The sequence below is a fragment of the Streptomyces brasiliensis genome (assembly GCF_014647875.1).
GTDB lineage: Bacteria > Actinomycetota > Actinomycetes > Streptomycetales > Streptomycetaceae > Streptomyces > Streptomyces brasiliensis.
In genome coordinates, this window is the sequence record NZ_BMQA01000041.1 from 23,234 (window position 1) to 45,634 (window position 22,401).

The window sequence follows — 22,401 nt, forward strand, 5'->3', positions numbered from 1 at the left end:
GAGGCATGGATGGGCAGGAGCCGCAGAACACTTCCGGAGGAGCTTCTGCTGCTGGCATTGGACCCGACCACGGGTACCACTGCGCAGCCGCAGTCGCTCGACCTTGGTCTGGCCGGAGCACAGCTAGTGGAGCTGGCGCTGGCCGGACGGATAGCCCCAGACGGGGATCGTATCGCCGTGGTCGCGCCACGGCCGACTGGAGATCCGACTTTGGACAGCGCGTTGGAGTTGCTGCGCAGGCGTGGCGCTCCCGTACGGGCCGTTCACTGGATCGGCGGGCCCCGGCTGGGGCTGCGTCAGACCTATCTCTCGCATCTCGAACGGTGCGGCATGGTGCATGCCGTGGCGGGGCAGATGTGCGGAGTGCTGCCGACCACTCGCTACCAGGCGACGGACAACGCCATCAGCCGGGAGATCCGAGCCCGGCTGGATTCCGCGATCCGTACCGGCGTACCGCCGGACCCGCGGACCGCGGCGCTCGCCGCCCTGGCGCACGCGGTCGGCCTCGGCAAGCACCTGTACCCGGGGAACGAGGGACGCTCGTCCCGCTCCCGGTTGCGGGATCTGATCCGGCACGACCCGATGGGTGGCCTCGTCGCGCACGCCGTGATGGACGTCCAGAACGGTGCGGCCGCACAGCCGCGTCGCGGTCCGGCCTCGGCGGGCCGCCCGGCCGGGCCCGGTGCCCGGACGGCGGAACCCGCCCACGGCGTACCGATGCAGGCGCATCACGGATCCATGGCGCGCGCCGTGGCTCACTGAGCCGCAGTCCCACGGCGCCGCGCGCACCGGTCCGAGGCGGCAACCGCACCGGGCACCATGGCAGTACCGCACCACAGCACGACCGCAACGCCGCACCGACAGTCCCCAAGGCCCGGTACGGGAGCCGCTGGTCCGAGCGGGGCGGTGAGACCACGTCTCACCGCCCCGCTCGGCTGTTCGTGCCCGAACTGACGCGTACGCGCCGCATATCCACTGTTTCCCAGCGGTAGTAAGGACCTTGGTGGCAGTCTGCTCAACAGCAGATACACAAAGTGTTAAGACCAGGCAGGCAGCCGGAGGTGCACGTCCCGTGGCGTCCAATGTCAATCCCACCGTCCGGCGGCGCCGGCTGGGCCAGGAGCTGCGCCGGCTCCGCGAACTCAAGGGCATGACGGCCGAAGAGGTGGCGGAGCGGCTGCTCGTCTCGCAGTCGAAGATCAGCCGGCTCGAGAACGGGCGGCGGTCCATCAGTCAGCGCGACGTGCGTGACCTGTGCGGGGTCTACGAGGTCGAGGACCAGCGGGTCGTCGAGTCCCTGATGGAGATGGCCCGGGACTCGCGGCAGCAGGGCTGGTGGCACGCCTTCGGCGACATCCCGTACAGCGTCTACATCGGCCTGGAGACGGACGCCGAGTCGCTGCGTGTGTACGAACCCCAGCTCGTCACAGGCCTGTTGCAGACCCGAGCGTACGCGGAGGCCCTGGTGCAGGGGGCGTTGCCGGAGACCTCGACGGGCGACATCGACAAGCGCGTCCAGGTGCGCATGCGCCGACAGGAACGTATCACCGCCGAGCACAACCCCGTTCGGCTGTGGGTCGTGCTGGACGAGGCCGCGCTGCGCCGGGTCGTGGGCAGCGAGTTGGTGATGCGGGAGCAACTGGAGCATCTGATCGAGATGTCCCAGCTGCCCCATGTCACCGTGCAGGTCCTGCCGTTCGAGGTGGGAGCGCATCCGGGGCTCAACGGGCAGTACGCGATCCTGGAGTTCGCCGACGCGGCCGACTCGAGCGTCGTCTACCTCGAGGGCGTCACCAGCGACCTGTACCTGGAGAAGGCGCACGACGTGCAGAAATACGCGGTGATGTACGAGCATCTGCGGGCCCAGTCCCTGAACGTGGAGCAGTCCCGGCAGTTCATCTCCGACGTGGCCAAGAGCTATGCCCGATAAGTCCATGAATTTCGGCTGTTGAGGCTTCTGTCGGCCAAGGGCGTCGGATCGTACACCGAGCTGTCGTCCCGGCGGAAGTGGCGCCTGGAATATGCCATCCACAAGAGTGAACGACCGCTCCGCGAGGGGATGTTGCGCAGTAGCGTCCATCACGCCAATCGGACATCAGGGTTGGCGCGAATCGCACCACAGCAACTCGCAACAGGAGTGGACATGGCACTGCTTCAGGGCGCCACGGAGACGTGGACGAAGTCCTCCTATTCCGCAGGGAACGGGGCGTGCGTGGAAGTCAAGTCGCCCGCGACCGCGGAACTGGCCGTACGCGACTCCAAGGTCCCCGACGGCCCGATCCTGGACTTCCCCGCCGACGCGTGGACCGCCTTCGTCGCATCGGTCAAGGCGTAAGGGGGGCAATCCAGACCCTGGCCCACACCGACATCCCGACGACACAACTCAAGAGCAGCACCCCGGAGCCCTCTCGACCAGTCCGCCGTCCTCGCCGAGGGGGCCCGGGTTCTCCCCGCCGTCGGATCACGCCCGCCGCACCGGGCCTCGGCCGACGCTCATCGCGTACGGCCCCGACCCACCCGCACCGGGAACGCCACGTCGCACACCGGGTCCTGCGCCCCCGCCGCATCCCAGTCCGCCAAGTAGATCTCGCGGCACGGGCCCGCCATCTCCAGGCCCTCCCCGGCCATCCACTGCGCCACCGCCTCGAACGCCACCAGGATTTGCGGATACGCAACCTGCGCCTTGGTGATCCGCGTGTACGCCAGCCTGCGCGCCGGCTCGATCCGTACGGCCGTCTCCCAGGCGCGCCCGCGCCGTGCCGCCCACTCCCGTGCCGCCGCCTCGTCGAGGACCGGCACGCACGACTCCGTGGGGCCGTCGTTCTCCATGGACACCTCGGAGTGGTTCACGACGAACTGCGCCGCCGCCACGCCCCCGCACTCCCGTGCCGCCGCCTCCAGCCGCCCCAGCGATGCCCCGGTCCACGCCGGCAGCTCGTCCGCCGGCGTGGACCGGGTCTCGGCAATCACCACCCGCTCGGGCACGTCCACCGTCTCGACCACGAACTTCCCCTACATCTCGGAGCTCCTCCCCGACAGTCGCATGGCCACGAGCCGGGTCCGCCCAGCCTGTCCGGCGCGGTAGTAGCGGTAGCCGCCGGCCTCGTCGGCGTGCGCCGGGGCGAGCAGCCCGAGACGGTCGTCCAGCCGTAGTGCCTCGGCCGACAACCGGGACCGCGCGGCGAACGCGCCGACGGTGAGCAGTTCGTCGTCCACCGGACCATCCTCCGTCACCGGGCGCCTGCCGCCCGGTGACGAGGACGCTGTCCCTTGCCCCAGGGCAAGGTCGAACGATGGGGATCGGCAGGGTCAGGCGAGGGCGCCTTCCACCGCCGCCACGACCTCGGCCGCCTCCGGCTCCGTCTGCGGCGCGAACCGGGCGAGGACCGTGCCGTCGCGGCCGACGAGGAACTTCTCGAAGTTCCAGCGGATGTCGCCGGTGTGGCCCTCGGCGTCGGCGAAGCCGACCAGGCCGTCGTACAGCGCGTGCCGGCCGTCCCCGTTCACCTCGACCTTCTCGGTCATCGGGAAGGTCACGCCGTACGTCGCGGAGCAGAACTCGGCGATCTCCTCGGGGCTGCCGGGCTCCTGCCCCATGAACTGGTTGCAGGGCACGCCGAGAACGGTGAAGCCCTGGCCGGCGTACCGCTCGTGGAGCCGCTCCAGGCCCGTGTACTGCGGGGTGAGGCCGCACTTGGAGGCCACGTTCACGATGAGCACGGCCTGGCCCGCGTACTGCGGCAGGTCCGCGGAACCGCCCTTGAGGGCACCGATCTCGACGTCGAGGACAGAACCGTTGCGGTCAGTAGTCGTCATGAGCGGATGCTAGCTCCGGCAGATGGCGGGACGGTTCCCCGGCCTTCACCAGGACCTCGCCCGCCGCCGTGCGCGAGTAGAGGACGGAGCGGCCCGCGCGGCGGCGTTCCACCAGCCCCGCCTCCCGCAGCACCTTCAGATGCCGGCCGACCGAGCCCAGCCCCTGCCCGGTCACCGCAGTCAGCTGGCTTGTGTTCATGGGGGAGCCGAGGAGCACCAGCACCGCGGCCCGCGCCGGCCCGAGCAGCGCGCCCAGGCTCGAGGGCACCACCCGGTCCCGGACACCGGCCAGCACGCCGGAGCAGGGGTAGATCACCGCGTACCGGTCCCGCTCCTCCCAGGACACCCAGCCGCCCTGCGGTGTCACCGGCACGAACACCAGCTCCGCGCCGGAGATCTCCCGGGGCGGGTATTCGTGCGCGTTCACCTGGAGCCGGTTCTCGCCCAGCCAGCGCGTGCGTCCCGGCGCGAGCGCGTCCAGCGCCGCCGCCCAGCCGCCCCGGCTCACCTGCGCGGTCCGCGCGACCACGTCCGCCTCCAGGACGCGGCGGCGCCGGGGCCAGTACGGCCGTACGGTCTCCTGCCACACGTACTCCAGGAGCGCGGCGGCCCGCTCGGGCAGGTCGCCGCGGTCCAGGGCAGTGGGCAGCGGGCCCGCGAGGGACACCCGCAGATGGGCCCGCGCGGCGGCCGGATCGGCCGCGCGGACGCGGGCCACGCCCTCGGCGAAGGTCTCGCCGTCCCGGGGTGTGGGGGTGAGGAAGTCGGCGATCCACTCCCTGCCGAGCCCGGAGCGCACCAGGAGCGCCGTGACCGGGTCGTCCGCCAGCCGCGCCCGGTAGGCGGGCAGGTGCGCGCGCAGCCAGGCCGTCTCCCCGGGGTGCGTGCCCGCGCCCGCGTGCAGCAGCTTCAGGCTCGCGAACGTCTCCGCGAGCGGCGAGAGCACGAACCGGCTGCGGGCGAGCGTGTCGGCATTGACCTGCCACCAGCCCAAGAGTCCCTCCCCGTGGTGCGTACGGCATTCCGGTACGACGTGTCGCGCGCCCACGACGTTTCGCGCACCGGCGAAACAATAACCACCGCCCGCAAGGCCGCCGGAGACTCCGCGCATGCCCAGCAACAGAAGCAGCTATCGAGCCCTCTTCCACACCCCGGAGTTCACCCCGCTCTTCCTCGCCTCGGCCGCCCAGACCGCCGCCCAGACCGTGAGCGGCCTGGCCCTGGCCACGCTCGTGTACCGGGCCACCCAGTCGCCGCTCCTGTCCGCGCTCAGCATGTTCGGCCCGTCGCTCGCCCAGGTGCTCGGCGCGACGTTCTTCCTGTCGGGCTCCGACCGGCTTCCCCCGAGGTCCACGCTGACCGGGATCTCCGTGGCCTTCGCGGCCGGTACGGCGGTCCTCGCGCTGCCCGGACTGCCCGTCGCGGGGGTCTTCGCGGTCGTCCTCGTCCTCGGTCTGGTCGCGTCGCTGGGCGGCGGGGTCCGCTGGGGGCTGCTGACCGAGATCCTCGCCAAGGACGGCTATCTGCTGGGGCGTTCGGTGTTCAACATGCTCGCCGGGATCATGCAGATCACCGGATTCGCGCTGGGCGGGGTCCTGGTGGCCCTGCTCTCCCCGCGCGTGTGCCTGCTCCTCGCGACGGCGCTGTATCTCGCGGCCGCCCTCGTGGCACGCCTCGGCCTCACCGCCCGCCCGCCAAGGGCCGCCGGGCGCCCCTCGGTCGTGGCGACCTGGCGCACCAACGCCGTCCTGTTCTCCGCCCGCCCGCGCCGCCTCACCTACCTGGGCCTGTGGATCCCCAACGGCCTGGTCGTCGGCTGCGAGTCCCTCTACGTGTCGTACGCCCCCGACGCCGCGGGCATGCTGTTCGCGTTCGGGGCGCTCGGCATGTTCACCGGCGACCTGACCCTCGGCCGCTTCGTGCCGCGTGAGCTGCGGGCGCGGCTGGCGACCCCGCTGCTCGTGCTGCTGGCGGCGCCGTACCTGCTCTTCGCCCTGCACCCCGCCCTTCCGATCGCGGCGATCTGCGCGACCCTCGCCTCGGTGGGCTTCGGCGCGAGCCTGGTTCAGCAGGAGCGGCTGATGTCCCTCACCCCGGACGAACTCAGCGGCCACGCCCTCGGGTTGCACTCGGCGGGCATGCTGACGATGCAGGGCGTGAGCGCGGGGCTGGCGGGTTCGGTGGCCCAACTCACCTCGCCCGCGACGGCGATGACGCTGATGGCGACTGCGTCCCTGGCCGTGACATGCGCGCTGGCCACGGCCGCTCGCCGGCTCCCTCCCGAGCCGGTTCCGGCGACCTAGGTGTATTGATCCGCGCACCGACTCTGCGGTACCCATGCCCGGTGATACGTGGAAAGAAGGTCGGGCTGCGAGCCCGGCACGAGGTGGACGTCCCGGTGCTGCACGCGGCGTTCCACGACGACGTGGCGGGCCGCACACGCACCGGCTCCGGCCCCTGGCAGCCGATTTCGGCGGGCTCGCCGCACTCGCCGTTCGCCGTGACCGAGCCGTCGGAGCAGATGGCGCCCTTCTCGGTGGTGGACCTCGCATCCCAGACGCTGGCGGGCACAGCCCTGCTGTGGGGCGTCGACACCCACAACAGATCGGCCCACCTGGGCCTCTCCCTGCTCCCCGCCTACCGCGGCCGTGGCCTCGGCTCGGACACCGTTCACGCGCTCTGCGAGTACGGCTTCGCGGTACGGGGCCTGCACCGGCTCCAGGTGGAGACGCTGGCCGACAACGCCGCCATGATCGCGGCGGCGGAGAGCACGGGCTTCACGGTCGAGGGCACGCTGCGCCGCACGGCCTGGGTGTACGGGGCCTTCATGGACGTGGTCGTGCTCGGCCTCCTGGCGGAGGAATGGAGCGGCTCGGGGGCGGCTGAGGGGTGAGAGCCGGGAAGCGGCGCGGGAGCGGCTCAGTGGTGAGGATCGCGGAGCGGGAGGGCGTCTCACCGCTCCTCGGCCGCCACCTCGACCTCCCACGGCCACCCGGCCTCCCGCCCGGACTCCAGCAGGGAGATCAGCCGGAACGACGCGTCGCTGAGCCCGCCGAAGGTGTGCCGGTGCGGGCCCGTCGCGCTGTGGCCCCAGCGGTATCCGGCAAGGTTCCAGGTGTACACGGGGACATGGGGGGGCACGGCGGCGAGCGGATCGAATTGCGGCGTCCAGTGCGCCTGCTCGTCGGTGACGACGACCACCCGGTCGTGCCCGGCGAAGTGCCGGCTCACCGCGCCCGCCGTGTTGGTGCCCCCGAGGCATACGAAGCGGTCCAGCGCTCGCAGCACGGACTCGCCCGGGGCCGGCGCGATCACCCGGCTGTCGGTGCCGAACTGGACCAGGTCGGCCCGCTCGGAACGCAGCGCCAGCGCCGTACCGAAGATCGCGGCGGAGTCGGCCCGGTTGAGCTGGGTCGTCGCGCTGGGAGTGTCGAACATCGAGCCCGACCGGTCCACCAGGACGAGCGTCCGGCCGGGCAGCGCGGGCACATTGGCGAGGGAGTGTCCGAGGGCCGTTTCGAGGGCCTCCTCCCAGCGCCGCGACGGTGCGTTGCGGTGCGCGGCGAGATAGCGGAAGGGGAACTGCCGCGAACGCCGCACCTCCACCGGGTCGGAGATCCTGCGAGCGACCTCGGTGGCCGCCTGGTCACCGACTCCGGCCAGGTCGAAGTTGCGCAGGTTGCGCACGAGCGCCATCGGCCCCATCGAGGGGATCACGGCCTCCCACACGGCCGCGTCCAGCGGCCCCTGCAGCCACCCGGCCAGCGCCTCCCACGTCATCCCGGCGGCGGCCAGCCGCTCGGCCCCGTCCACCCCGGTGACCAGCGGATACCGCTCCTCGACCGGCAGTGCCATGAGCGCATGGTGGGCGGTGAGCAGCGCGTCCCCGGCGGGGGGTACGGCACGTTCCGGCCGTCGGCGCCGGCTCAGCGCGTACCGGAACAGCTCGCCCTGCCAGGGCCGTTCGGGAGCGGGGGAGGGGTGGGTCAGCTCGAGAACGTCCCCGAACCGGAAGCCGTGCGACCCGGTGTCGTACTTGAGCAGCGAGCGAGCGGTGTAGAGCCGCCGTACGGCGTCGGAGATCCCGCGCTTGAGCGGCTGCGGCAGATTCCGCCCGTAACGGGGGATCCAGTACGCGAGCAACTCACCTGGCTCATCGGCACGTTGGAGCACCGTATCGACGACCTGCCGCGAGAACCCGACGACCCCGGCGCCACGCCTCCCCGCCACGAACTCGGCGGCGCCCACGACGGACGCCGTACGCATCTGGGCCTCGGTGCGCAGCCAGCGCAGCAGCCCGAGCGTCCACTCGGGGTCGGCCACGGCGAGTCGGCGCACGAGACGGGCGTAGCGCTCGTCACGCGACTCGGCGCTCTCGTAGAAGCTGCGCTGCCCGACCATGTTGGCGACGGCCAGCAGAAACAGTTCGGACCTCGGCTCCCGGACGAACCCGGCACCGTCCTCGTGGTTGAGGAAGGGGCGGAGGGAGCCGAATGTGCGGCCGCTCTCGCCGCCGCTGAAGCCGATCGGGGCGAACCACTGCCCGTGGGTGGAGAGCGGGGAAGTCGCTCCGCCTGCGGTCAAGCCCGGTATCTCGGCGTGGATCTCGGTCCTGGCTTCGGCCTTGGCCCGCTGACGGTTGAACCGGGTCATGCAGAGGTCCCCCTGGCGCATGAGAGCGCAACGCGGCGCACACGAAACGGAGACGGTGAGGAAGGAAAGGAAAGGGAAGGGGGCGTCTTCCGAGATCGAAGTGGGCACCGGGTTGTCGTCGAAGGAAGTAACCGGAGCGCGGCGCACCGGAAGACGCACAGAGAAAAATACCGGCGTCGCACGCACGCGCGCACCTGATTTATCGCGCGGGTGATGAACCGAGCCCGCTGATGGCTACGTCTACGACTGGGCCTACGGCGTGACGCCTACCGCCCCGTCTCCACGTACTCCTTGAACTGCTGGAGATCGCTGCGGACGAGCCGTTCGATCGCGTTGGCCTGGGCGAATCCCTTGGGCCCGCCGAAGCTCTCCCGGATCGTGTCGGGGTCGTACTCGAGCCGCGCCTGGACCCGGGTGTGGTCCTGGTCGATCGGTTGAAGCGCGAAGGAACCGATCAGCTCGGGGGCGCTGGTGGTGTGCCACTCCATCACGCGTTGATCACCGTGATCGGACACCTCGGCCTCGAGCTCCCGGGTCCGCCCACCGGCCTCGACATCAAGATGCGCCCGCCCTCCGCTCTCGGCGCGGGCGTCCCGTATCCCTTCCACGAAGCGGGGAAGGTTCTCCATTCGATGAAGGCTGTCCCAGGCCTTGTCGATGGGCACTCCGACATCGACGTGTTCTTCGAGCGTGCTCATGGCTCACCTCCACAACGCGGCACATGAAACTCCCTACTGCCTCCAGTGTGCGCCCGCCGTGTCCCGTAGGCCTTCCGGTCGCCAGGGTTCCGGCACGGCGCCGACCGACATCACACGCCGAGAGGTGGAGGCGGCGGTCGAGGAGTACGACCGGCTCGGCCGTGACACCTTCCTCGAGCGTGACGGCTTCCGGCGCGCCCAGCGCTATCTGCTGGCGCACGGCGACAGGCACTACGACTCGAAGGCGATCGTGGGCGCCGCGCACGGCTTCCTGCCGGGGGAGCGCCCGCTGGCCGCGCGCGACTTCTCCGGTGGCGCGGCGCATGCGGTGGGGCTTCTGAAACGCCTCGGCTCCGAGATCGTGGACTCGGCTCCGGCAACCGCTCCCACTGCCGACGACCTGGTCGCCCGGGTCACACATCTGAAGGTGAACCGTTCCTCGGGCCGCCCCGCCCTTCACCAGCCGATCGCCCTGCTGTGGGCGATGGGCCGGGCCGTACGCGGCGAGGCCCGGCTGCTTCCCTGGGCCGCGACGGGGGAGTCCCTGAGGCCGCTCCTGGAACGGCACGGCATGCGGGGCGAGCGCCCGCGCCCCGACTACCCCGTCGCCGCCCTGCACCGCGCCGGCGTCTGGGTACTGCGCGACCACGGGGATCCCGCACCCACCGCTCACGGCGACGCGGAGGTGCGGCGCTGGTTCACCGCGAACCAGCCGGTGGGCGGCCTGGCCGAGCCGCTGTACGACGCGTTCCGGCACTCGGCCGTGACCCGCCTCGCCCGTGCTCGACGACCTGCTCGGCGAGTTCTTCGAGGACCTCGACCCGTCCGGGCTGCTGGCCGACGTGGGCCTGGCCGAGGAGGTGGCTGACGACGACGAGCGCCTCATGGGGCGGGAGGCCGAGGAGTGGCTGGTCACGGCCGCCGACTACGAGCGCGGCTGCAGACTCGTCGAGGAGCGCGAGGCGAGGGCGCAAGGCGAGCGCGTGCTCCGGACGACCCGTACGCCGCGCCGCTCCCGAGCCGCCCGGCTCCTCGTCCTGAGCCGCAGCCAGGGCTACTGCGAGAACCCGCACTGCACGGGCCGGCCCGCCGACGTGACCGGCCGGGAGCGGCCGATACTCGAAGTCGACCACGTACGGGACCTGGCCCTGGGGGCCGCGACCACCCCAGCCAGATGGTGGCCCTCTGCCCGGACTGCCACGCGGTCAAGACCCGTGGAAGCACCCGCGGGACGCTGCGCACGACCCTGCTGGAGGTGGCGCTGAAACGCCGCCTGGCCTCGCTGAACGGCATGGAAGGGCCGTAGCCGCCGGCAATGGATGATGGCGGAGTTGTTGTGCCCTCTAAGCCCCTGCCACCGGGCCGGCACAGGCAGGCTCCGAGGCCGACGGGGGCTTGCGGGTTCCGGGGATGCGTACGACCGCTTCGGTGCCCTGACTGCCGGCCGGCCGCAGCGCGACCGTGCCGCCCGCCTGCTGGACGGTCTTCGCCACGATGGCGAGCCCCAGTCCGCTGCCCGGCAGGCTGCGAGCGGTGGGCGAGCGCCAGAAGCGATCGAAGACATGGGGCAACTCGTCGGCGGCAATGCCCGGCCCCTGGTCGCGCACGACCAACTGACCGTCACTGAGCCGGAGGCTCACGGTTCCTCCGGCGGGCGAGAACTTGACGGCATTGTCGAGCAGATTCACCACCGCCCTTTCCAGAGCGGAGTGTTCGGACAACACGTACCACTCGTCCAGGTCACTGTTGAACTCGAGTTCATTCCCACGCAGCTTCACCCGCTCCATCGCCCGCCGTGCCACCTCGTGCAGGGCGACGACGTGCAGGGATGTCTCGTGGGGTGTGACATCGGGCCTGGAAAGCTCCTGCAAGTCGGCTATGAGAGTGGCGAGTTCACCCACTTGGGACTCGACGGAGCGAAGCAGCTCGTGCATGGCCGTAGCGGGAATCTCCCTCCCGGACGAGTGACTCCTGATCAGGAGTTGGATGTTCGCGCGGAGCGAGGTGAGCGGGGTGCGCAACTCGTGCCCGGCGTCGGCGATGAGCTGCTGCTGGCGCTCCCGCGAGGTCGCGAGTGCCTCGGTCATGTCGTTGAAGCTCTTGGAAAGCCGTGCGATCTCGTCGTTCCCGTCGGCCGGAATCCGAACGGTCAGGTCTTGCGTACGAGCGATGTGCTCCGCGGCATCGGTGAGATCCTCCACCGGCCTCAGCCCGGCACGGCTGATCCCGACACCGGCCGTGGCCGCGCCGAGGACGCCGACTCCCGCAAACCCGAGCAGGAAGAGGGCAAGGCTGTCCAGAGGCTTGTCCACGGCACTGAGTGATTGCGCGATCGACACGGCGTACTGTCCCGAAAGCTCCCGGCGCATGGTGGGACGGGTGGTGGAAACGCGCATCCGCTGCCCACCGTCGGACGCGGCGTCATGCAATGCCGATGTGAGGACGCCACGAGCAACGGCGAGATCACTTTCATCGACCTCGACCTCCTTGTTGCCAGGATCGGCACAGACCGTTCCGTCGGCGGTGATGACCTGCACCACGTAAGGGGTGGGCGTTTCGTTGCGCTGCCCTGTGTCCTCCGGCATCTCGCTGCCGCACAGACTCAGCAACCACTCGACATACCCGCGCTGCGCCTGCACGCTCTGCAGGTTCGAGTCCAACTGGTCGGCCAGTTGCTGCCGGGTGAAGAGCCATGACGCCACCGTGACAGCGCTCACGGCCACGGCCACGGCACCGGCGGCGGCCAGCCCCAACCGCAGCCGCAGGGTCAACCGCCGAAACGCACTCCGGCTCCTCATCCTGACTGCTCCCCCCGAGTACTCACGACGCGGCCCTCGCCCCTCCACCGTGCGGCGACCGGCCCTCCCCCCGTACGCCGAGAGTCTGCGCCGCGAAGATGAGAGCCATCTGAAGGACGCGGAAGCCGGTCAGCGGAGCGCGGGCGTTTCGGGAAGGCGCAATCCCCTGAAGCCGCTCGCTCGTATCCATTCCAAGGGTGCGATCCATCCTCGGGCGGCCACCTCGCCCACCGGCGACCAAGGCCGGAGCCGGTCTGCAGCATCAACCAGGTTCTCCGCGCCGGCTGTCCCAACGGTGCATCTGGAGGCGAGATGAACTCCCCCCACGCAGAGACCGCCCTGAGAGGACTGGCAGCTTGTTGCGCGGTCGGCAATGCCGTACTGCACACACTCCTCGTCCCCCACCACTTGGAGGAAATGTTCTACATCGGCGTTCTCTTCGCCGTGGGCAGCGCCGTCATGTTCATGGTGGCCGTGGCGCTTGTCGTCATGAAACGCCCCTCGGTCGCCTGGCTGACCGGGGCGATCGTCAGTCTCGGCATGATCGTCGGGTTCGCCCTGTCACGCACCATCGGCCTGCCGGACGGCTACTACGAATCAGGGTGGGAGCCGCCGTACGGCCCGCTGTCATTGCTGGTGGAGGGCCTCTTCGCCTTCGCCTTTCTCGCCTGGCTCGGCGACAGGACGGCGCGGAGCGCGACGCCCCGACTGCGGTATCGGGCAGGGCGCGAGCGCGCCCCGATGGAACAGGGCGCATCGAAGCACTGGTGACGCCGGTGGTCCGACGGGAGGCTGTTCGGCGGGCCGATGGTGGCCCGACGGACAGGGGGACGGGCCATGGTGGTCGAGGCGAGAGCCCAATCGGATACAGACCACGCATGGGGCCACGGCGTTCTGCTGATGATCGGAGTGGACCGACGCCGGCCAGGGTCCTGTGACTTCTGGAGAAAGCCAAGCAGTTCGGGAATATCGTGCCCTCAGATCTCAATAATGGCACGGCCGAGAATCTGTCCCTCCTCCAGCGCAACGCAGGCCTCCTCGATCTGGTCGAGGGAATACCGGTCGGTCACCAGCTTCCCCAGCGGGAACCTGTCCTCACGCACCCACTCCAAGAAAAGCGGGAAATCGGCCTCGGGTTCTGTGGCACCAAGACTGCCGCAGTAGTGGCGTTGGTACAGAAGAATTTCGTTCAAGTCGACCGAGACATCGGAGACGGGAATCCCCAGGAGCACCGCCATACCGCCTTGGTTGTCCGCTCTTGGCCCTCCTTGCTTTACTGCCCGCAGAATCTGGAGAGCTGTCGAAGGCGCGCCGACCGCATCCATGGCATAGTCAACTCCGCCTGGCTCGATCGCCCAGATCGCATTTACCGGGTCGGTGTTCGAGGCATTGATGCCATGGGTGGCACCGAACTCCCTGGCAAACTGCAACTTACTGTCGACCAAGTCCACCGCGATAATGGGATCAGCGCCGGCAACAGCAGCGGCGCCGATCGCCGACAAGCCGACGCCTCCAACGCCGAATACGGCCACCGACTGGCCAAGTCCGACCTTCGCCGTGTGCAGCACCGCGCCGGCTCCTGTCAACACGGCGCAACCAACGAGGCAGGTGATATCGGTAGGGTCCGACGGTGACATAGGGACGACCTTCTCCGCGAACGTCACCATGTGCTCGCTCCAGGTATACACATCACCGTCGGCGATGACCTGCTGCCCGTGGAAGGTGGCGCCGGTGGGCCTCGAAACAGGCAATCCACTGATGGGAATCCGGGGCACCCATGTAGAGATGACGTGATCGCCTTCCTTTACGTGGGTGACTTCCTTCCCCACGTGCGTAACGATGCCGCTGCCCTCGTGGCCGAGGCCCATTGGCCTGGGCAATCCGGGGTTGCGCAACTGGTGCACCTGGGAGTAGCAAACGCCGCTCGCGAAGTTGCGGATCGTGACCTGGTCCGGGCCAGGATCCGGGAGGTCGATTTCCTCGATCACCAACGGCCCCCCATGCTCTACCTGTATGGCGGCCTTGCTCTTCATGACCGGCTCCTTCGATCGATCAAGCCACTCCCCATACCGCCTGTCCTGAACAGTTGCCACGACAAAAACGTGCTACTAATCCGTTTCATTAACGCTACGTCTGCATCCTGAGGGCTGCCACCTAACGCCGCCGTCCTCGACCACGTCCGAATCGGCCGGCCGGGCGCCGCCACCAATGGGCCGGTCACACGGGCTGTTGGGGACATGTGCGGTCGGCCTCGGTCGGCAGGGTTGCCTTACCTCGCTGCTGTTCCGCTCAGGAACGCCGGAGAACCTGTGGCCCCTACGCGTTCTGCCTCTCTGCTTTCCTGATCCGGCGAAGGTGCACGGCTCCGGCTGTCCAGCTTGCACCGCCTCAAAGCTCCCCAGCACGAAGAGACAGACCGAGACGCCGCCAAGGGATCCCCGTGTCCTGCCGGTTCTTGCTCCCACCCGAACACTCTGCATGCCGCTCATGACGGGTGCGATCAGACCGCATGGCCATATCCCTGCAGCTGTCGTGACCATGGGGCGACGCCGGCACTCGCTCACGCGGTCTGCGGAGTCTCGAGTGACCCGGCCGGGCGTGGCCTCGAGCTGCGAGGCACGCGAGCGCGCCTCGCAGGTGCTTGCCGCCCCTAGTCGACGTCCACCGGACCGTCGTTCGTCTTCTTCTCCTTGCTGGTGGGCAGCTGGAGAACCCCGTTGCCCTTGCTCTCCTCGGGGCGGTGGCCGTCGGAGTCCTGGCTGCTCAGGTTCTGTCGGACCGAGTCGAGAATCGTCAGGCCCTGGGACACCAGGCCGGCGGCGATCTCACCGAGGCCGTCCGCGCCGTTGAGGACGTTGACGTTGGCGCCGGCGAGGCCGCCGGCGGCCTCCTTGACGATCTGCGGGAGCTGGTCGATCAGCATCCGGTCGAGCGCGACCCGGTCGTACGAGGCCGCCGCCTCCGCCTGGATCTTCATCCGCTGCGCCTCGGCGGCCGCGAGGATCCTGACCCGCTCGGCATCAGCCTCGGCGGGCTTCACGACCTCGGCCACCAACTGCTGCTGGCGCAGCTTGGCCTGGCGCTGGGCCAGTTCCGTCTGGGCGGCGAGCACCTCCTGCTGGGCGTGTGCCTGCGCCAGCGGTCCGGCCTGCGCGGCCTGCGCCTGGGCGCGGTCCACCTCGGCCGAGTACTCCGCCTTGACGATGGCAGTCTGCCGGGAGTACTCGGCCTGCTTGCGGGCCGCCGCCTGTTCCGCCTCGACCGCGGCCTGGGTGGCCTGCGCCTGGGCGATCTGCGCCTGCCGCTGGATGGCCGCCTTGTGCGGCGCGGACATCGCGTCGATGTAGCCGGTGTCGCCGTCGTCGATCGACTGGATCTGCAGCGAGTCGACGATCAGGCCGATCTTCGCCATCTCGGTCTTGGAGGTGTCCAGGACCTCCGCGGCGAGCTTCTGCCGCTCGGTGACGATCTCCTCGACCGTCATCGAGCCGATGATGGCCCGCAGGTGGCCGGCGAAGATCCGCCCGGTCAGCACCGACATCTGGTCCTGGTCGGAGAGGAACCGCTGGCCCGCGTTGATGATGCTTTCGTGGTCGTTGCCGACCTTGAAGGCGATGACCGCGCGGACGTGCAGCGCGATGCCCTGCCTGGTCACACAGGTCTCGGTGACCTCGGACTCACACATGGACAGGGTGAGGAAACGGACCTTCCGAAAGACCGGGAGCACGAACTTGCCGTGCCCCGTGACCACTTGGAACGGCGCGCCCCCCAGTCCCCGCCGACCCCCCGAGATCAACATCGCCTCGTCGGGAGCGGGAACGCGGTATCCGAACATGCTTGCACTCCTCAGCCGGCGCCGACGGCATCTTCGCCGAGCGCGTCCAATGGATCCACCCACTCGATGACGCCGACCTCGCGGCATCCGCGTGATTCGATCACGAGCACCGTCGCGCCCGCGGGCAGCGGATCCTCCGACCAGGCGAGGAAAGTCTCGGAGCCGCCCCTGACCTGCACCAGGACTTCTCCGGGGCCCGCGGATCCGCGAGTTCCGATGAGTACCTTCCCCGTGCAGCCGATCACGGCCTCGTCCTGCGGCATCACCGGCCATCCTCCTCGTCCTGGCCCCAGAATTCAGACGATAGACCTAGTCCGGCCGGGGACCCAACGGGCAGGAGGACTCAGCTTGCGCCGCCGGACGGACGGACCCCAGCAGCGCCCTCGACCACGTGCCGCCCGTCCGACGCTGTGCCCGACGGGCACCCGGGGCGAAGGACCAGCAGCAATCTCGAACACGTCCGGCCGCGCGGCTCCGACACGGCAGCGGCCCGGCACCGTCCTCGTTCCAGGGGACGGTGCCGGGCCGCAGCCGTGTCTTGTCGAAACCGCGAGGTCAGATCAGCCCCTGCGCGAGCATCGCGTCAGCTACCAGTTCAAAGCCGGCGATGTTGGCGCCGACCACATAGTTGCCCGGGGTGCCGTAGCGCTCCGCGGTTGTGTAGCAGGAGTCATGGATGTGACGCATGATCTCCGCGAGCCGCTCCTCCGTGTGGGCGAACGTCCAGGAGTCACGTGAGGCGTTCTGCTGCATCTCCAGGGCGCTGGTGGCCACGCCGCCCGCGTTGGCCGCCTTGCCGGGCCCGAAGGCGACGCCCGCCTCCTGGAAGACGCGCACGGCCTCCGGCGTGGTGGGCATGTTGGCGCCTTCGGCGACCGCCTTCACACCGTTGCGTACCAGGGCCAGGGCGTCCGTCTCGTGCAGTTCGTTCTGGGTGGCGCAGGGCAGAGCGACGTCGCAGGGGACGTTCCACAGGCCCGTGCCCGGCACGAACTTGACGTGCGAGCCACGGAGCTCCGCGTACTCGGAGATCCGGCCGCGGCGGACTTCCTTGACCTCCTTGAGCAGGGCGAGGTCGATGCCCTTCTCGTCGACGACGTAGCCGCTGGAGTCGGAGCATGTCACCACGGTCGCGCCCAGCTGCTGGGCCTTCTCGATCGCGTAGATCGCGACATTGCCGGAGCCGGAGACCGCCACGCGCTGTCCGTCGAGGGACTCGCCCCGGGTGCGGAGCATCTCGGCGGTGAAGAGGACACAGCCGTATCCGGTCGCCTCGGTGCGTGCCTGGGCACCACCCCAGCCCAGGCCCTTCCCGGTGAGGACTCCGGACTCGTAACGGTTGGTGATCCGCTTGTACTGGCCGAACATGTAGCCGATCTCCCGGCCGCCAACACCGATGTCACCCGCCGGAACGTCGGTGTACTCGCCGAGGTGGCGGTGCAGCTCGGTCATGAACGACTGGCAGAACCGCATGATCTCGGCGTCGGAACGGCCCTTCGGGTCGAAGTCCGCCCCGCCCTTGCCACCGCCGATGGGCAGGCCGGTGAGCGCGTTCTTGAAGATCTGCTCGAAGCCGAGGAACTTCACGATGCCGAGGTTCACCGAAGGGTGGAAGCGCAGCCCGCCCTTGTACGGTCCGAGAGCGCTGCTGAACTCGACCCGGAAGCCGCGGTTCACGTGGATGTCGCCGGAGTCGTCGGACCACGGCACCCGGAAGATCAGCTGGCGCTCCGGCTCGCAGGTGCGCTCGACGATCCGGGCGTCCACGAGCTCGGGCCGCCGCTCGAGCACCGGGTCGAGGGTCTCCAGGACCTCCCGCACCGCTTGGTGGAACTCTGTCTCGCCCTGGTTGCGACGGAGAATCTCCGCGTACAGCGGCTCGATGACACGCATATGGTTATTGCCTTCCGTGAGTCGGAATCGTGCGCGCAGGTGCCCCGTCCCGGGGCCACCATCGGTCCCCTCCCGATCGGGAGTGTCGCTCAGACATCGCACACTTGTGGTTCACGAAAGCGACGAACAGAACCGTTGCAGCAGGCCATAATCCCAGTCTCTGGGGAAAACCGTTCGAGGCATCCACATTGCGGACTCGGTACCGCTGCTCCGGGGCGCAAGGAGATCACCGGACAGGCCGACCGCCGGGGGCACACGGCCCCGCCGGACCGCGGCCGGTTCGTCACCCCGGGCGGCACCGTATGAACCCGGTGGCGTAGCTGAGGCAACTTCGACCACATCCGCGCCCTGGTACAGCTCGGGATGGGATACTCGATGATCTCGCAGTCGGCCGGACTCCGGCCCCTACACTGGAACGACCGCGTCGTGGCGGTTCCGGTCAGTGGCCCGGTCCCCCACGAGGTGCTTGTCACTGCCTTTTCCTCGCGTGACCGCCTCGCCCGCCGCGCCCGCGCCTTCCTCGATCACTGCCTCCGGCAGCCCGACTGACGGCGGCACGCATCCGGGAGTGCGCGGCACGAGCACGGGTCAGGAGCAGAGGCGGACAATGGCGAACTCACCGTCGGGAGAGTCGGTCACCGAGCGGATCGTGCGCGTCCTCGAAACGTTCGACACGGACCGCACGGTGCAGACGGCGGCGGAGATCGGCCGGCGTGCGAGGCTGCCGTCGTCCACCGCCCACCGGGTGATAGCCGACCTCGTGGAGTGCGGGCTGCTCGAGCGGGATGAGGATCAGCGGGTGTGCCTGGGCATGCGACTGTGGGAGCTGGCTCTGCGAGGCTCGCGCGCCCTCCACCTGCGGCAGGCGGCACTGCCCTTCATGGAACGCGTGCAGGCCCACATCCGGGAGCACACCCAGCTCGCGGTGCTCGAGAACGACGAAACGCTCTTCATCGAGCGCCTGTCACACCCGAACGCGGGTGCGAATATCACCCGGATTGCCGGCCGCCTGCCCCTGCACGCCTCGTCGTCGGGGCTCGTCCTGCTCGCTCACGGCCCGGAGGAGCTCGGGGAACGCGTGCTCGCCGGGCCACTCGAAGCAGTGTCGTCCGAGACCGTGACTGACTCCGCGCGGCTGCGCCGCGTCCTGGCCGGCATCCGCCGCGACGGCGTTGTCGTGGCCCCGGGGTCGGTCGAGGGCGTGTCGACGGGCGTCGCCGTGCCGGTACGCGAGCGGCGCGGCCAGGTGATCGCCGCCCTGTCGGTCGTGCTGCCTCGCGAGGCGCCGACCCGCCCCGCGATCGAAGAGCTCCGCGCCGCAGCGTCGGGCATCACGACCGCGTTGGCTGCACAGCGCCCGTAGGCGTCCGTAGAGGTCCGTAACGCCTGGCCGGCCACAGGCCGTGGAAAAGCCGATTCCCATTCAACGGCAATCGGCGTCGCCAGCGGGACCGTCCTGCCGCAACACTCCCTACGTCCCCGCGCTCTCACGCGCTCGCGTCGAACCCCCACCTCGAAGGAGGCGACATGCCCGAACGCACCCGCGTCGTCGTCATCGGCGCAGGCCCCGCCGGCCTGCTGTTGTCCCACCTGCTCGACCGTTTCGGCATCGAGTCGATCGTCATCGACTCCCGCACCCGCGAGCAGATCGAGACCACCATCCGTGCGGGCATACTCGAGCAGGGCACCGTCGAGATCCTTACCGACACTCGAGCGTCGGACCGCGTCCTCACGGTCGGACAGAAGCACGAGGGCATCGAGCTGCGCTTCGCCGGCGAGGGCCACCGGATCGACTTCGCCGACACCGTCGGCCGGGCGGTGTGGCTGTACCCGCAGCACGAGGTGCTGAAGGATCTTGTCGCCGCCCGTCTCGCCGCCGGCCAGGACCTGCGCTTCGGGGTGACCGCGGAGCGCGTGGAGGACGCCGGGACGAGTCGGCCGCGTATCGTCGCGAAGGACGCCGAGGGCAACCCGGTGGAGATCGAGGCCGATGTCGTGGTCGGCGCGGACGGGTCCCGTAGCGTCGTTCGCGAGGCCGTCACGGGCACGTACGGCGGCTACTTCCGGGAATACCCGTTCGCCTGGTTCGGCATCCTCTGCGAGGCCCCGCCCAGCTCTCCGGAGCTCATCTACAGCAACTCGCCGGACGGCTTCGCGCTCATCAGCCAGCGCAGCCCCGGCGTGCAGCGCATGTACTTCCAGTGCGCCCCGGACACCGACACCGAGGCGTACACGGAGGAGCAACTGTGGGAGATCCTGCAAGCGCGCGTCCCCGGCACCACGCTCAACGAGGGCCACATCTTCCAGCGGGACGTGCTGCGCTTCCGCAGCTTCGTCGCGCATGAGATGCGCCGCGGCCGCGTCGTGCTGGTCGGAGACGCGGCGCACACCGTGCCGCCCACCGGCGCGAAGGGCATGAACCTCGCCGTCGCCGACGTCGTACTGCTCACCGAGGCGCTGCGCGCGCTGTTGCTCGACCACGACGAAACCCTGCTCGACGCCTACCCCGAGATCGCGCGCCGGCGCATCTGGAAGGCGCAGCACTTCTCATGGTGGATGACGAACATGCTGCACCTGCAGCCTGGTGCGAGCGACTTCGACCGGATGCGCCAGATCGGCGAACTGCGCACGATCGTCGAGTCACACGCCGGCCGCGCCTACCTCGCCGAGGCCTACACCGGCTGGCAGTTCGAGGGAGGCCTACCCGGGGTGAAGTAACCCTCGGCCCGCCGTAGCGACGGCGGGCACTTGCCTTCCTCGCCCCGGATCGGGAGGCCGGAGCCCCGCACCCGCCTCCGCCGTCACCCCCGGCGCGGCCCTGCTCCACCAGGCCTGCACGGTCGTCCGGCGCGCCCGGCGCTCGACGTGGTCGGCGCTGAGGCGCGCGGCGAGTCGATGAACCCCCTCACGGGGAAGCACCTGAACCGCCTCTCCGACCTGCTCCTCCGGCGAGGAGGGCGAACAAGGAGCGCGGCGACGACTTCCGGCTCGCAGGATCGGCGCCAGTGGCGGTGAATGCTTGCCGCAGCGGCACACCGAGAAACTCACGGCCGTACACGAGCCTGCTCCCCAGGGCGGATCTCGCGATCGCCGAGGCCGCAGCCCGACCCGCACCGCGCGCCAGCGCCACCTCCGGGCACACTGCTCCCGAAGCGGGGCCTGAGCCCGGCGATGCGAAGAAGCCCGGCCCGGCGACCAGAGTGCCTCCCCGGGGGATAAATACCAGGTCAGAGCCGTAATACGTTCTGCCCCCGGCAGGATTCGGACCTGCGACACCCGCTTCAGGAGTTCCCCCGGCAGATCGCCGGCCAGGCTCTCAGAACCCGGCACCGGCCTGTGGGATGCGCGGATGCTTCCCGCGATACGACGACGTGCGCCCCTGTGCCGTCAACGTCTGCCTGCAGCCCACGTCCCACCGTGCGGAAATAGGATTCGCATCGTGGTGCCTCGCTCGTCCGGCCACACGGCCGGCGCGCGAGCTTCGACCTCGTCAGCCAGGAGCAGACGGGCGCTGGGCACGGTGCCGTACCCGGCCACCCAGGAGATGAACCTGCCGCGCGTCACGGCCTCGCCGTGCCACCAACCGTGCTGCACCGGGCCGCCGGTTCCATCACGTCAGCCGGATCCACGGCTGCGGATCGCCTACGCCCCGGTACTGGCGGCCCTGCAGGCCGGTGCAGCCGGCGTGGTGGCGCTGCCGACCGGGCCCCTCACGCGACGGTCCGGCCTGTGTTCTCGCAGGTCAGCGCGCAGGACTCGCCACATGGCGTGGCCAGCCCTTATAGCGTGCCCCACCTCATCATGCCCGCAACGACACGCCGCTGAGCGGGGTGAGCAGGCGTCAGAAGATCACTCCAAAGGGCTAATAGTATTTCAAAATGCTTATATTCATAGAAATTTGACATCTCATCAGACGTTCGGGAAGGGCCCTGCGGGCACCACAAATACCCCGATTGGCACTCTGAAGCCAGCGATCCGATATGCCCGACATGACAGGTATGGGGGGCGTTAGTACGTTCAATCACGCCGGCCACCGAGCCGGCGCCGCAGAGACAGGAGAAGCAGTATGAAGACCCCCCGCTCCAAGATTGCCGCCGCCGCTGTCGCGGCGGCGCCCTTCGGCGGCGACTCCGGACAGGGCAAGGGCAACGAGGGCAAGGGCAACAACAACGAAGGCAAGGGCAACAAGAACCAGAACGAGAACGAGAAATTCGAGGAAGGCCGGATCCACATCAACGAGCGGTCGTACTCGTCCCGCGCGGGCGACTGCATCACCGTGGTCAGCGGCCTGGGTGCCAAGACCCTCAACATCCGCAACGACAGCCGCAAGACGGTCGAGGTCTTCCGCGGGGCGGTGTGCGACAACGGCGCTCCCGTCGCCGTCGTCGGTCCCCACAGCCAGAGCGACGGCGTGAACGTCCGCCGCACCGAAGGCATCCGCGTCAAGGACGGCGTGGTCGGGAGCTTCCGGGTGATCAAGCACCACAAGGACTGGTAGTCCCGAGCCGGTAGCAGGATGAGGAACCCCGGCCCGCCGCAATCGGGCCGGGGTTCCATTGTCCGACAACCCGCACGCCATGCACACCCTGCCGGCGCCGGACACGAGGCACTGGCACAGTGCGCCCGGAAGGCCATCCCCGTTTCACCGGCCGAGCGGCCGAGTGACTCCCGCCAGAACGCCTCCCGTGGGCGCCAGTCCCCGCCCATG

General features: G+C 69.6%; 21 protein-coding genes and 2 pseudogenes. 13 read left to right on the plus strand and 10 right to left on the minus strand.

Annotated elements, in window-relative coordinates:
* Window positions 1–9: 9 nt before the first annotated feature.
* The 3 genes from IEZ19_RS36425 to IEZ19_RS36435 all read left to right on the plus strand — a co-directional run bounded on the left by IEZ19_RS36425 (window position 10) and on the right by IEZ19_RS36435 (window position 2,335).
* The gene (locus IEZ19_RS36425; protein WP_189315675.1) at window positions 10–762 is read left to right on the plus strand and encodes a GOLPH3/VPS74 family protein; all 753 of its coding nucleotides are present in this window, start codon (window positions 10–12) and stop codon (window positions 760–762) included.
* A 310-nt stretch (window positions 763–1,072) separates the two neighbouring features.
* Entirely contained in the window at window positions 1,073–1,930 is an 858-nt protein-coding gene (locus IEZ19_RS36430; RefSeq protein ID WP_189315676.1) for a helix-turn-helix domain-containing protein, read from the plus strand.
* Window positions 1,931–2,143: 213 nt separating this feature from the next.
* Window positions 2,144–2,335, plus strand: coding sequence for a DUF397 domain-containing protein (locus IEZ19_RS36435; RefSeq protein WP_189315677.1), 192 nt, complete (start codon window positions 2,144–2,146; stop codon window positions 2,333–2,335).
* A gap of 158 nt (window positions 2,336–2,493) precedes the next feature.
* Here IEZ19_RS36435 and IEZ19_RS36440 read toward each other — a convergent pair.
* The 3 genes and pseudogenes from IEZ19_RS36440 to IEZ19_RS36450 form a co-directional block, all read right to left on the minus strand.
* Window positions 2,494–3,234, minus strand: a pseudogene (locus IEZ19_RS36440) (GyrI-like domain-containing protein).
* Between the two features lie 75 nt (window positions 3,235–3,309).
* Window positions 3,310–3,816 (minus strand): glutathione peroxidase, encoded by a 507-nt coding sequence (locus tag IEZ19_RS36445; protein WP_189315678.1) that lies wholly within the window; start codon window positions 3,814–3,816, stop codon window positions 3,310–3,312.
* On the minus strand, window positions 3,803–4,810 hold the full coding sequence (locus tag IEZ19_RS36450) for an ArsR/SmtB family transcription factor (RefSeq protein ID WP_189315679.1): 1,008 nt from the start codon (window positions 4,808–4,810) through the stop codon (window positions 3,803–3,805). The genes IEZ19_RS36445 and IEZ19_RS36450 overlap by 14 nt, the downstream gene beginning before the upstream one ends.
* Before the next feature lie 115 nt (window positions 4,811–4,925).
* Here IEZ19_RS36450 and IEZ19_RS36455 point away from each other — a divergent pair, with 115 nt between their 5' ends.
* Both IEZ19_RS36455 and IEZ19_RS36460 read left to right on the plus strand, forming a co-directional pair.
* On the plus strand, window positions 4,926–6,119 hold the full coding sequence (locus IEZ19_RS36455; RefSeq protein ID WP_189315680.1) for an MFS transporter: 1,194 nt from the start codon (window positions 4,926–4,928) through the stop codon (window positions 6,117–6,119).
* 41 nt (window positions 6,120–6,160) lie between these two features.
* Window positions 6,161–6,709, plus strand: a complete 549-nt coding sequence (locus tag IEZ19_RS36460) for a GNAT family N-acetyltransferase (RefSeq protein WP_189315681.1) — start codon at window positions 6,161–6,163, stop codon at window positions 6,707–6,709.
* 59 nt (window positions 6,710–6,768) lie between these two features.
* On the opposite strand, the gene IEZ19_RS36465 is transcribed toward IEZ19_RS36460, so the two are convergent.
* The gene (locus IEZ19_RS36465) at window positions 6,769–8,469 is read right to left on the minus strand and encodes a TROVE domain-containing protein (RefSeq protein WP_189315682.1); all 1,701 of its coding nucleotides are present in this window, start codon (window positions 8,467–8,469) and stop codon (window positions 6,769–6,771) included.
* 266 nt (window positions 8,470–8,735) lie between these two features.
* On the minus strand, window positions 8,736–9,167 hold the full coding sequence (locus IEZ19_RS36470; RefSeq protein ID WP_189315683.1) for an SRPBCC family protein: 432 nt from the start codon (window positions 9,165–9,167) through the stop codon (window positions 8,736–8,738).
* A 58-nt stretch (window positions 9,168–9,225) separates the two neighbouring features.
* Between IEZ19_RS36470 and IEZ19_RS36475 the strand changes: the two genes are divergently transcribed.
* Together IEZ19_RS36475 and IEZ19_RS36480 are read left to right on the plus strand one after the other, a co-directional pair.
* Complete coding sequence (locus tag IEZ19_RS36475; RefSeq protein WP_189315684.1) at window positions 9,226–10,035, plus strand: phosphorothioated DNA-binding restriction endonuclease family protein; 810 nt, start codon at window positions 9,226–9,228, stop codon at window positions 10,033–10,035.
* Window positions 9,947–10,432 carry a hypothetical protein gene (locus IEZ19_RS36480; RefSeq protein ID WP_189315685.1) on the plus strand — a complete coding sequence of 162 codons (486 nt, stop codon included), beginning with the start codon at window positions 9,947–9,949 and terminating at the stop codon, window positions 10,430–10,432. The genes IEZ19_RS36475 and IEZ19_RS36480 overlap by 89 nt, the downstream gene beginning before the upstream one ends.
* Window positions 10,433–10,510: 78 nt before the next feature.
* Here IEZ19_RS36480 and IEZ19_RS36485 read toward each other — a convergent pair whose 3' ends face one another.
* Window positions 10,511–11,938: a sensor histidine kinase gene (locus tag IEZ19_RS36485; protein WP_308429047.1), complete on the minus strand. Its 1,428-nt coding sequence runs from the start codon at window positions 11,936–11,938 to the stop codon at window positions 10,511–10,513.
* A 339-nt stretch (window positions 11,939–12,277) separates the two neighbouring features.
* Here IEZ19_RS36485 and IEZ19_RS36490 point away from each other — a divergent pair, with 339 nt between their 5' ends.
* Complete coding sequence (locus tag IEZ19_RS36490; protein WP_189315687.1) at window positions 12,278–12,736, plus strand: hypothetical protein; 459 nt, start codon at window positions 12,278–12,280, stop codon at window positions 12,734–12,736.
* Window positions 12,737–12,942: 206 nt separating this feature from the next.
* Here IEZ19_RS36490 and IEZ19_RS36495 read toward each other — a convergent pair whose 3' ends face one another.
* The 4 genes from IEZ19_RS36495 to gdhA form a co-directional block, all read right to left on the minus strand.
* The gene (locus tag IEZ19_RS36495; RefSeq protein WP_189315688.1) at window positions 12,943–13,998 is read right to left on the minus strand and encodes a zinc-binding dehydrogenase; all 1,056 of its coding nucleotides are present in this window, start codon (window positions 13,996–13,998) and stop codon (window positions 12,943–12,945) included.
* A gap of 617 nt (window positions 13,999–14,615) precedes the next feature.
* Window positions 14,616–15,800, minus strand: a complete 1,185-nt coding sequence (locus IEZ19_RS36500) for an SPFH domain-containing protein (RefSeq protein ID WP_189315689.1) — start codon at window positions 15,798–15,800, stop codon at window positions 14,616–14,618.
* 11 nt (window positions 15,801–15,811) lie between these two features.
* The gene (locus IEZ19_RS36505; protein ID WP_189315690.1) at window positions 15,812–16,063 is read right to left on the minus strand and encodes an NfeD C-terminal domain-containing protein; all 252 of its coding nucleotides are present in this window, start codon (window positions 16,061–16,063) and stop codon (window positions 15,812–15,814) included.
* A gap of 292 nt (window positions 16,064–16,355) precedes the next feature.
* Complete coding sequence (gene gdhA / locus IEZ19_RS36510; RefSeq protein WP_189315691.1) at window positions 16,356–17,693, minus strand: NADP-specific glutamate dehydrogenase; 1,338 nt, start codon at window positions 17,691–17,693, stop codon at window positions 16,356–16,358.
* Window positions 17,694–18,032: 339 nt separating this feature from the next.
* Between gdhA and IEZ19_RS53785 the strand changes: the two genes are divergently transcribed.
* The 5 genes and pseudogenes from IEZ19_RS53785 (at window position 18,033) to IEZ19_RS36535 (ending at window position 22,191) form a co-directional block, all read left to right on the plus strand.
* The gene (locus IEZ19_RS53785; RefSeq protein ID WP_373297109.1) at window positions 18,033–18,242 is read left to right on the plus strand and encodes a LysR substrate-binding domain-containing protein; all 210 of its coding nucleotides are present in this window, start codon (window positions 18,033–18,035) and stop codon (window positions 18,240–18,242) included.
* 58 nt (window positions 18,243–18,300) lie between these two features.
* On the plus strand, window positions 18,301–19,056 hold the full coding sequence (locus IEZ19_RS36520) for an IclR family transcriptional regulator (RefSeq protein WP_189315693.1): 756 nt from the start codon (window positions 18,301–18,303) through the stop codon (window positions 19,054–19,056).
* Between the two features lie 164 nt (window positions 19,057–19,220).
* The gene (locus tag IEZ19_RS36525; protein WP_189315694.1) at window positions 19,221–20,411 is read left to right on the plus strand and encodes a 4-hydroxybenzoate 3-monooxygenase; all 1,191 of its coding nucleotides are present in this window, start codon (window positions 19,221–19,223) and stop codon (window positions 20,409–20,411) included.
* A gap of 85 nt (window positions 20,412–20,496) precedes the next feature.
* Window positions 20,497–20,671: pseudogene (locus IEZ19_RS36530) on the plus strand (cobalamin adenosyltransferase family protein); the annotation flags it as partial.
* Between the two features lie 1,088 nt (window positions 20,672–21,759).
* On the plus strand, window positions 21,760–22,191 hold the full coding sequence (locus IEZ19_RS36535; RefSeq protein WP_189315695.1) for a hypothetical protein: 432 nt from the start codon (window positions 21,760–21,762) through the stop codon (window positions 22,189–22,191).
* Window positions 22,192–22,401 lie beyond the last annotated feature (210 nt).

Excerpts from the sequence above, each read along its gene's own strand:
- IEZ19_RS36425 (WP_189315675.1), top strand. The coding sequence starts at position 10 with ATGGGCAGGAGCCGCAGAACACTTCCGGAGGAGCTTCTGCTGCTGGCA.
- IEZ19_RS36435 (WP_189315677.1), top strand. The coding sequence starts at position 2,144 with ATGGCACTGCTTCAGGGCGCCACGGAGACGTGGACGAAGTCCTCCTAT.
- IEZ19_RS36445 (WP_189315678.1), bottom strand. The coding sequence starts at position 3,816 with ATGACGACTACTGACCGCAACGGTTCTGTCCTCGACGTCGAGATCGGT.
- IEZ19_RS36455 (WP_189315680.1), top strand. The coding sequence starts at position 4,926 with ATGCCCAGCAACAGAAGCAGCTATCGAGCCCTCTTCCACACCCCGGAG.
- IEZ19_RS36465 (WP_189315682.1), bottom strand. The coding sequence starts at position 8,469 with ATGACCCGGTTCAACCGTCAGCGGGCCAAGGCCGAAGCCAGGACCGAG.
- IEZ19_RS36470 (WP_189315683.1), bottom strand. The coding sequence starts at position 9,167 with ATGAGCACGCTCGAAGAACACGTCGATGTCGGAGTGCCCATCGACAAG.
- IEZ19_RS36490 (WP_189315687.1), top strand. The coding sequence starts at position 12,278 with ATGAACTCCCCCCACGCAGAGACCGCCCTGAGAGGACTGGCAGCTTGT.
- IEZ19_RS36495 (WP_189315688.1), bottom strand. The coding sequence starts at position 13,998 with ATGAAGAGCAAGGCCGCCATACAGGTAGAGCATGGGGGGCCGTTGGTG.
- IEZ19_RS36500 (WP_189315689.1), bottom strand. The coding sequence starts at position 15,800 with ATGTTCGGATACCGCGTTCCCGCTCCCGACGAGGCGATGTTGATCTCG.
- IEZ19_RS36505 (WP_189315690.1), bottom strand. The coding sequence starts at position 16,063 with ATGCCGCAGGACGAGGCCGTGATCGGCTGCACGGGGAAGGTACTCATC.
- gdhA (WP_189315691.1), bottom strand. The coding sequence starts at position 17,693 with ATGCGTGTCATCGAGCCGCTGTACGCGGAGATTCTCCGTCGCAACCAG.
- IEZ19_RS36520 (WP_189315693.1), top strand. The coding sequence starts at position 18,301 with ATGGCGAACTCACCGTCGGGAGAGTCGGTCACCGAGCGGATCGTGCGC.
- IEZ19_RS36525 (WP_189315694.1), top strand. The coding sequence starts at position 19,221 with ATGCCCGAACGCACCCGCGTCGTCGTCATCGGCGCAGGCCCCGCCGGC.
- IEZ19_RS36535 (WP_189315695.1), top strand. The coding sequence starts at position 21,760 with ATGAAGACCCCCCGCTCCAAGATTGCCGCCGCCGCTGTCGCGGCGGCG.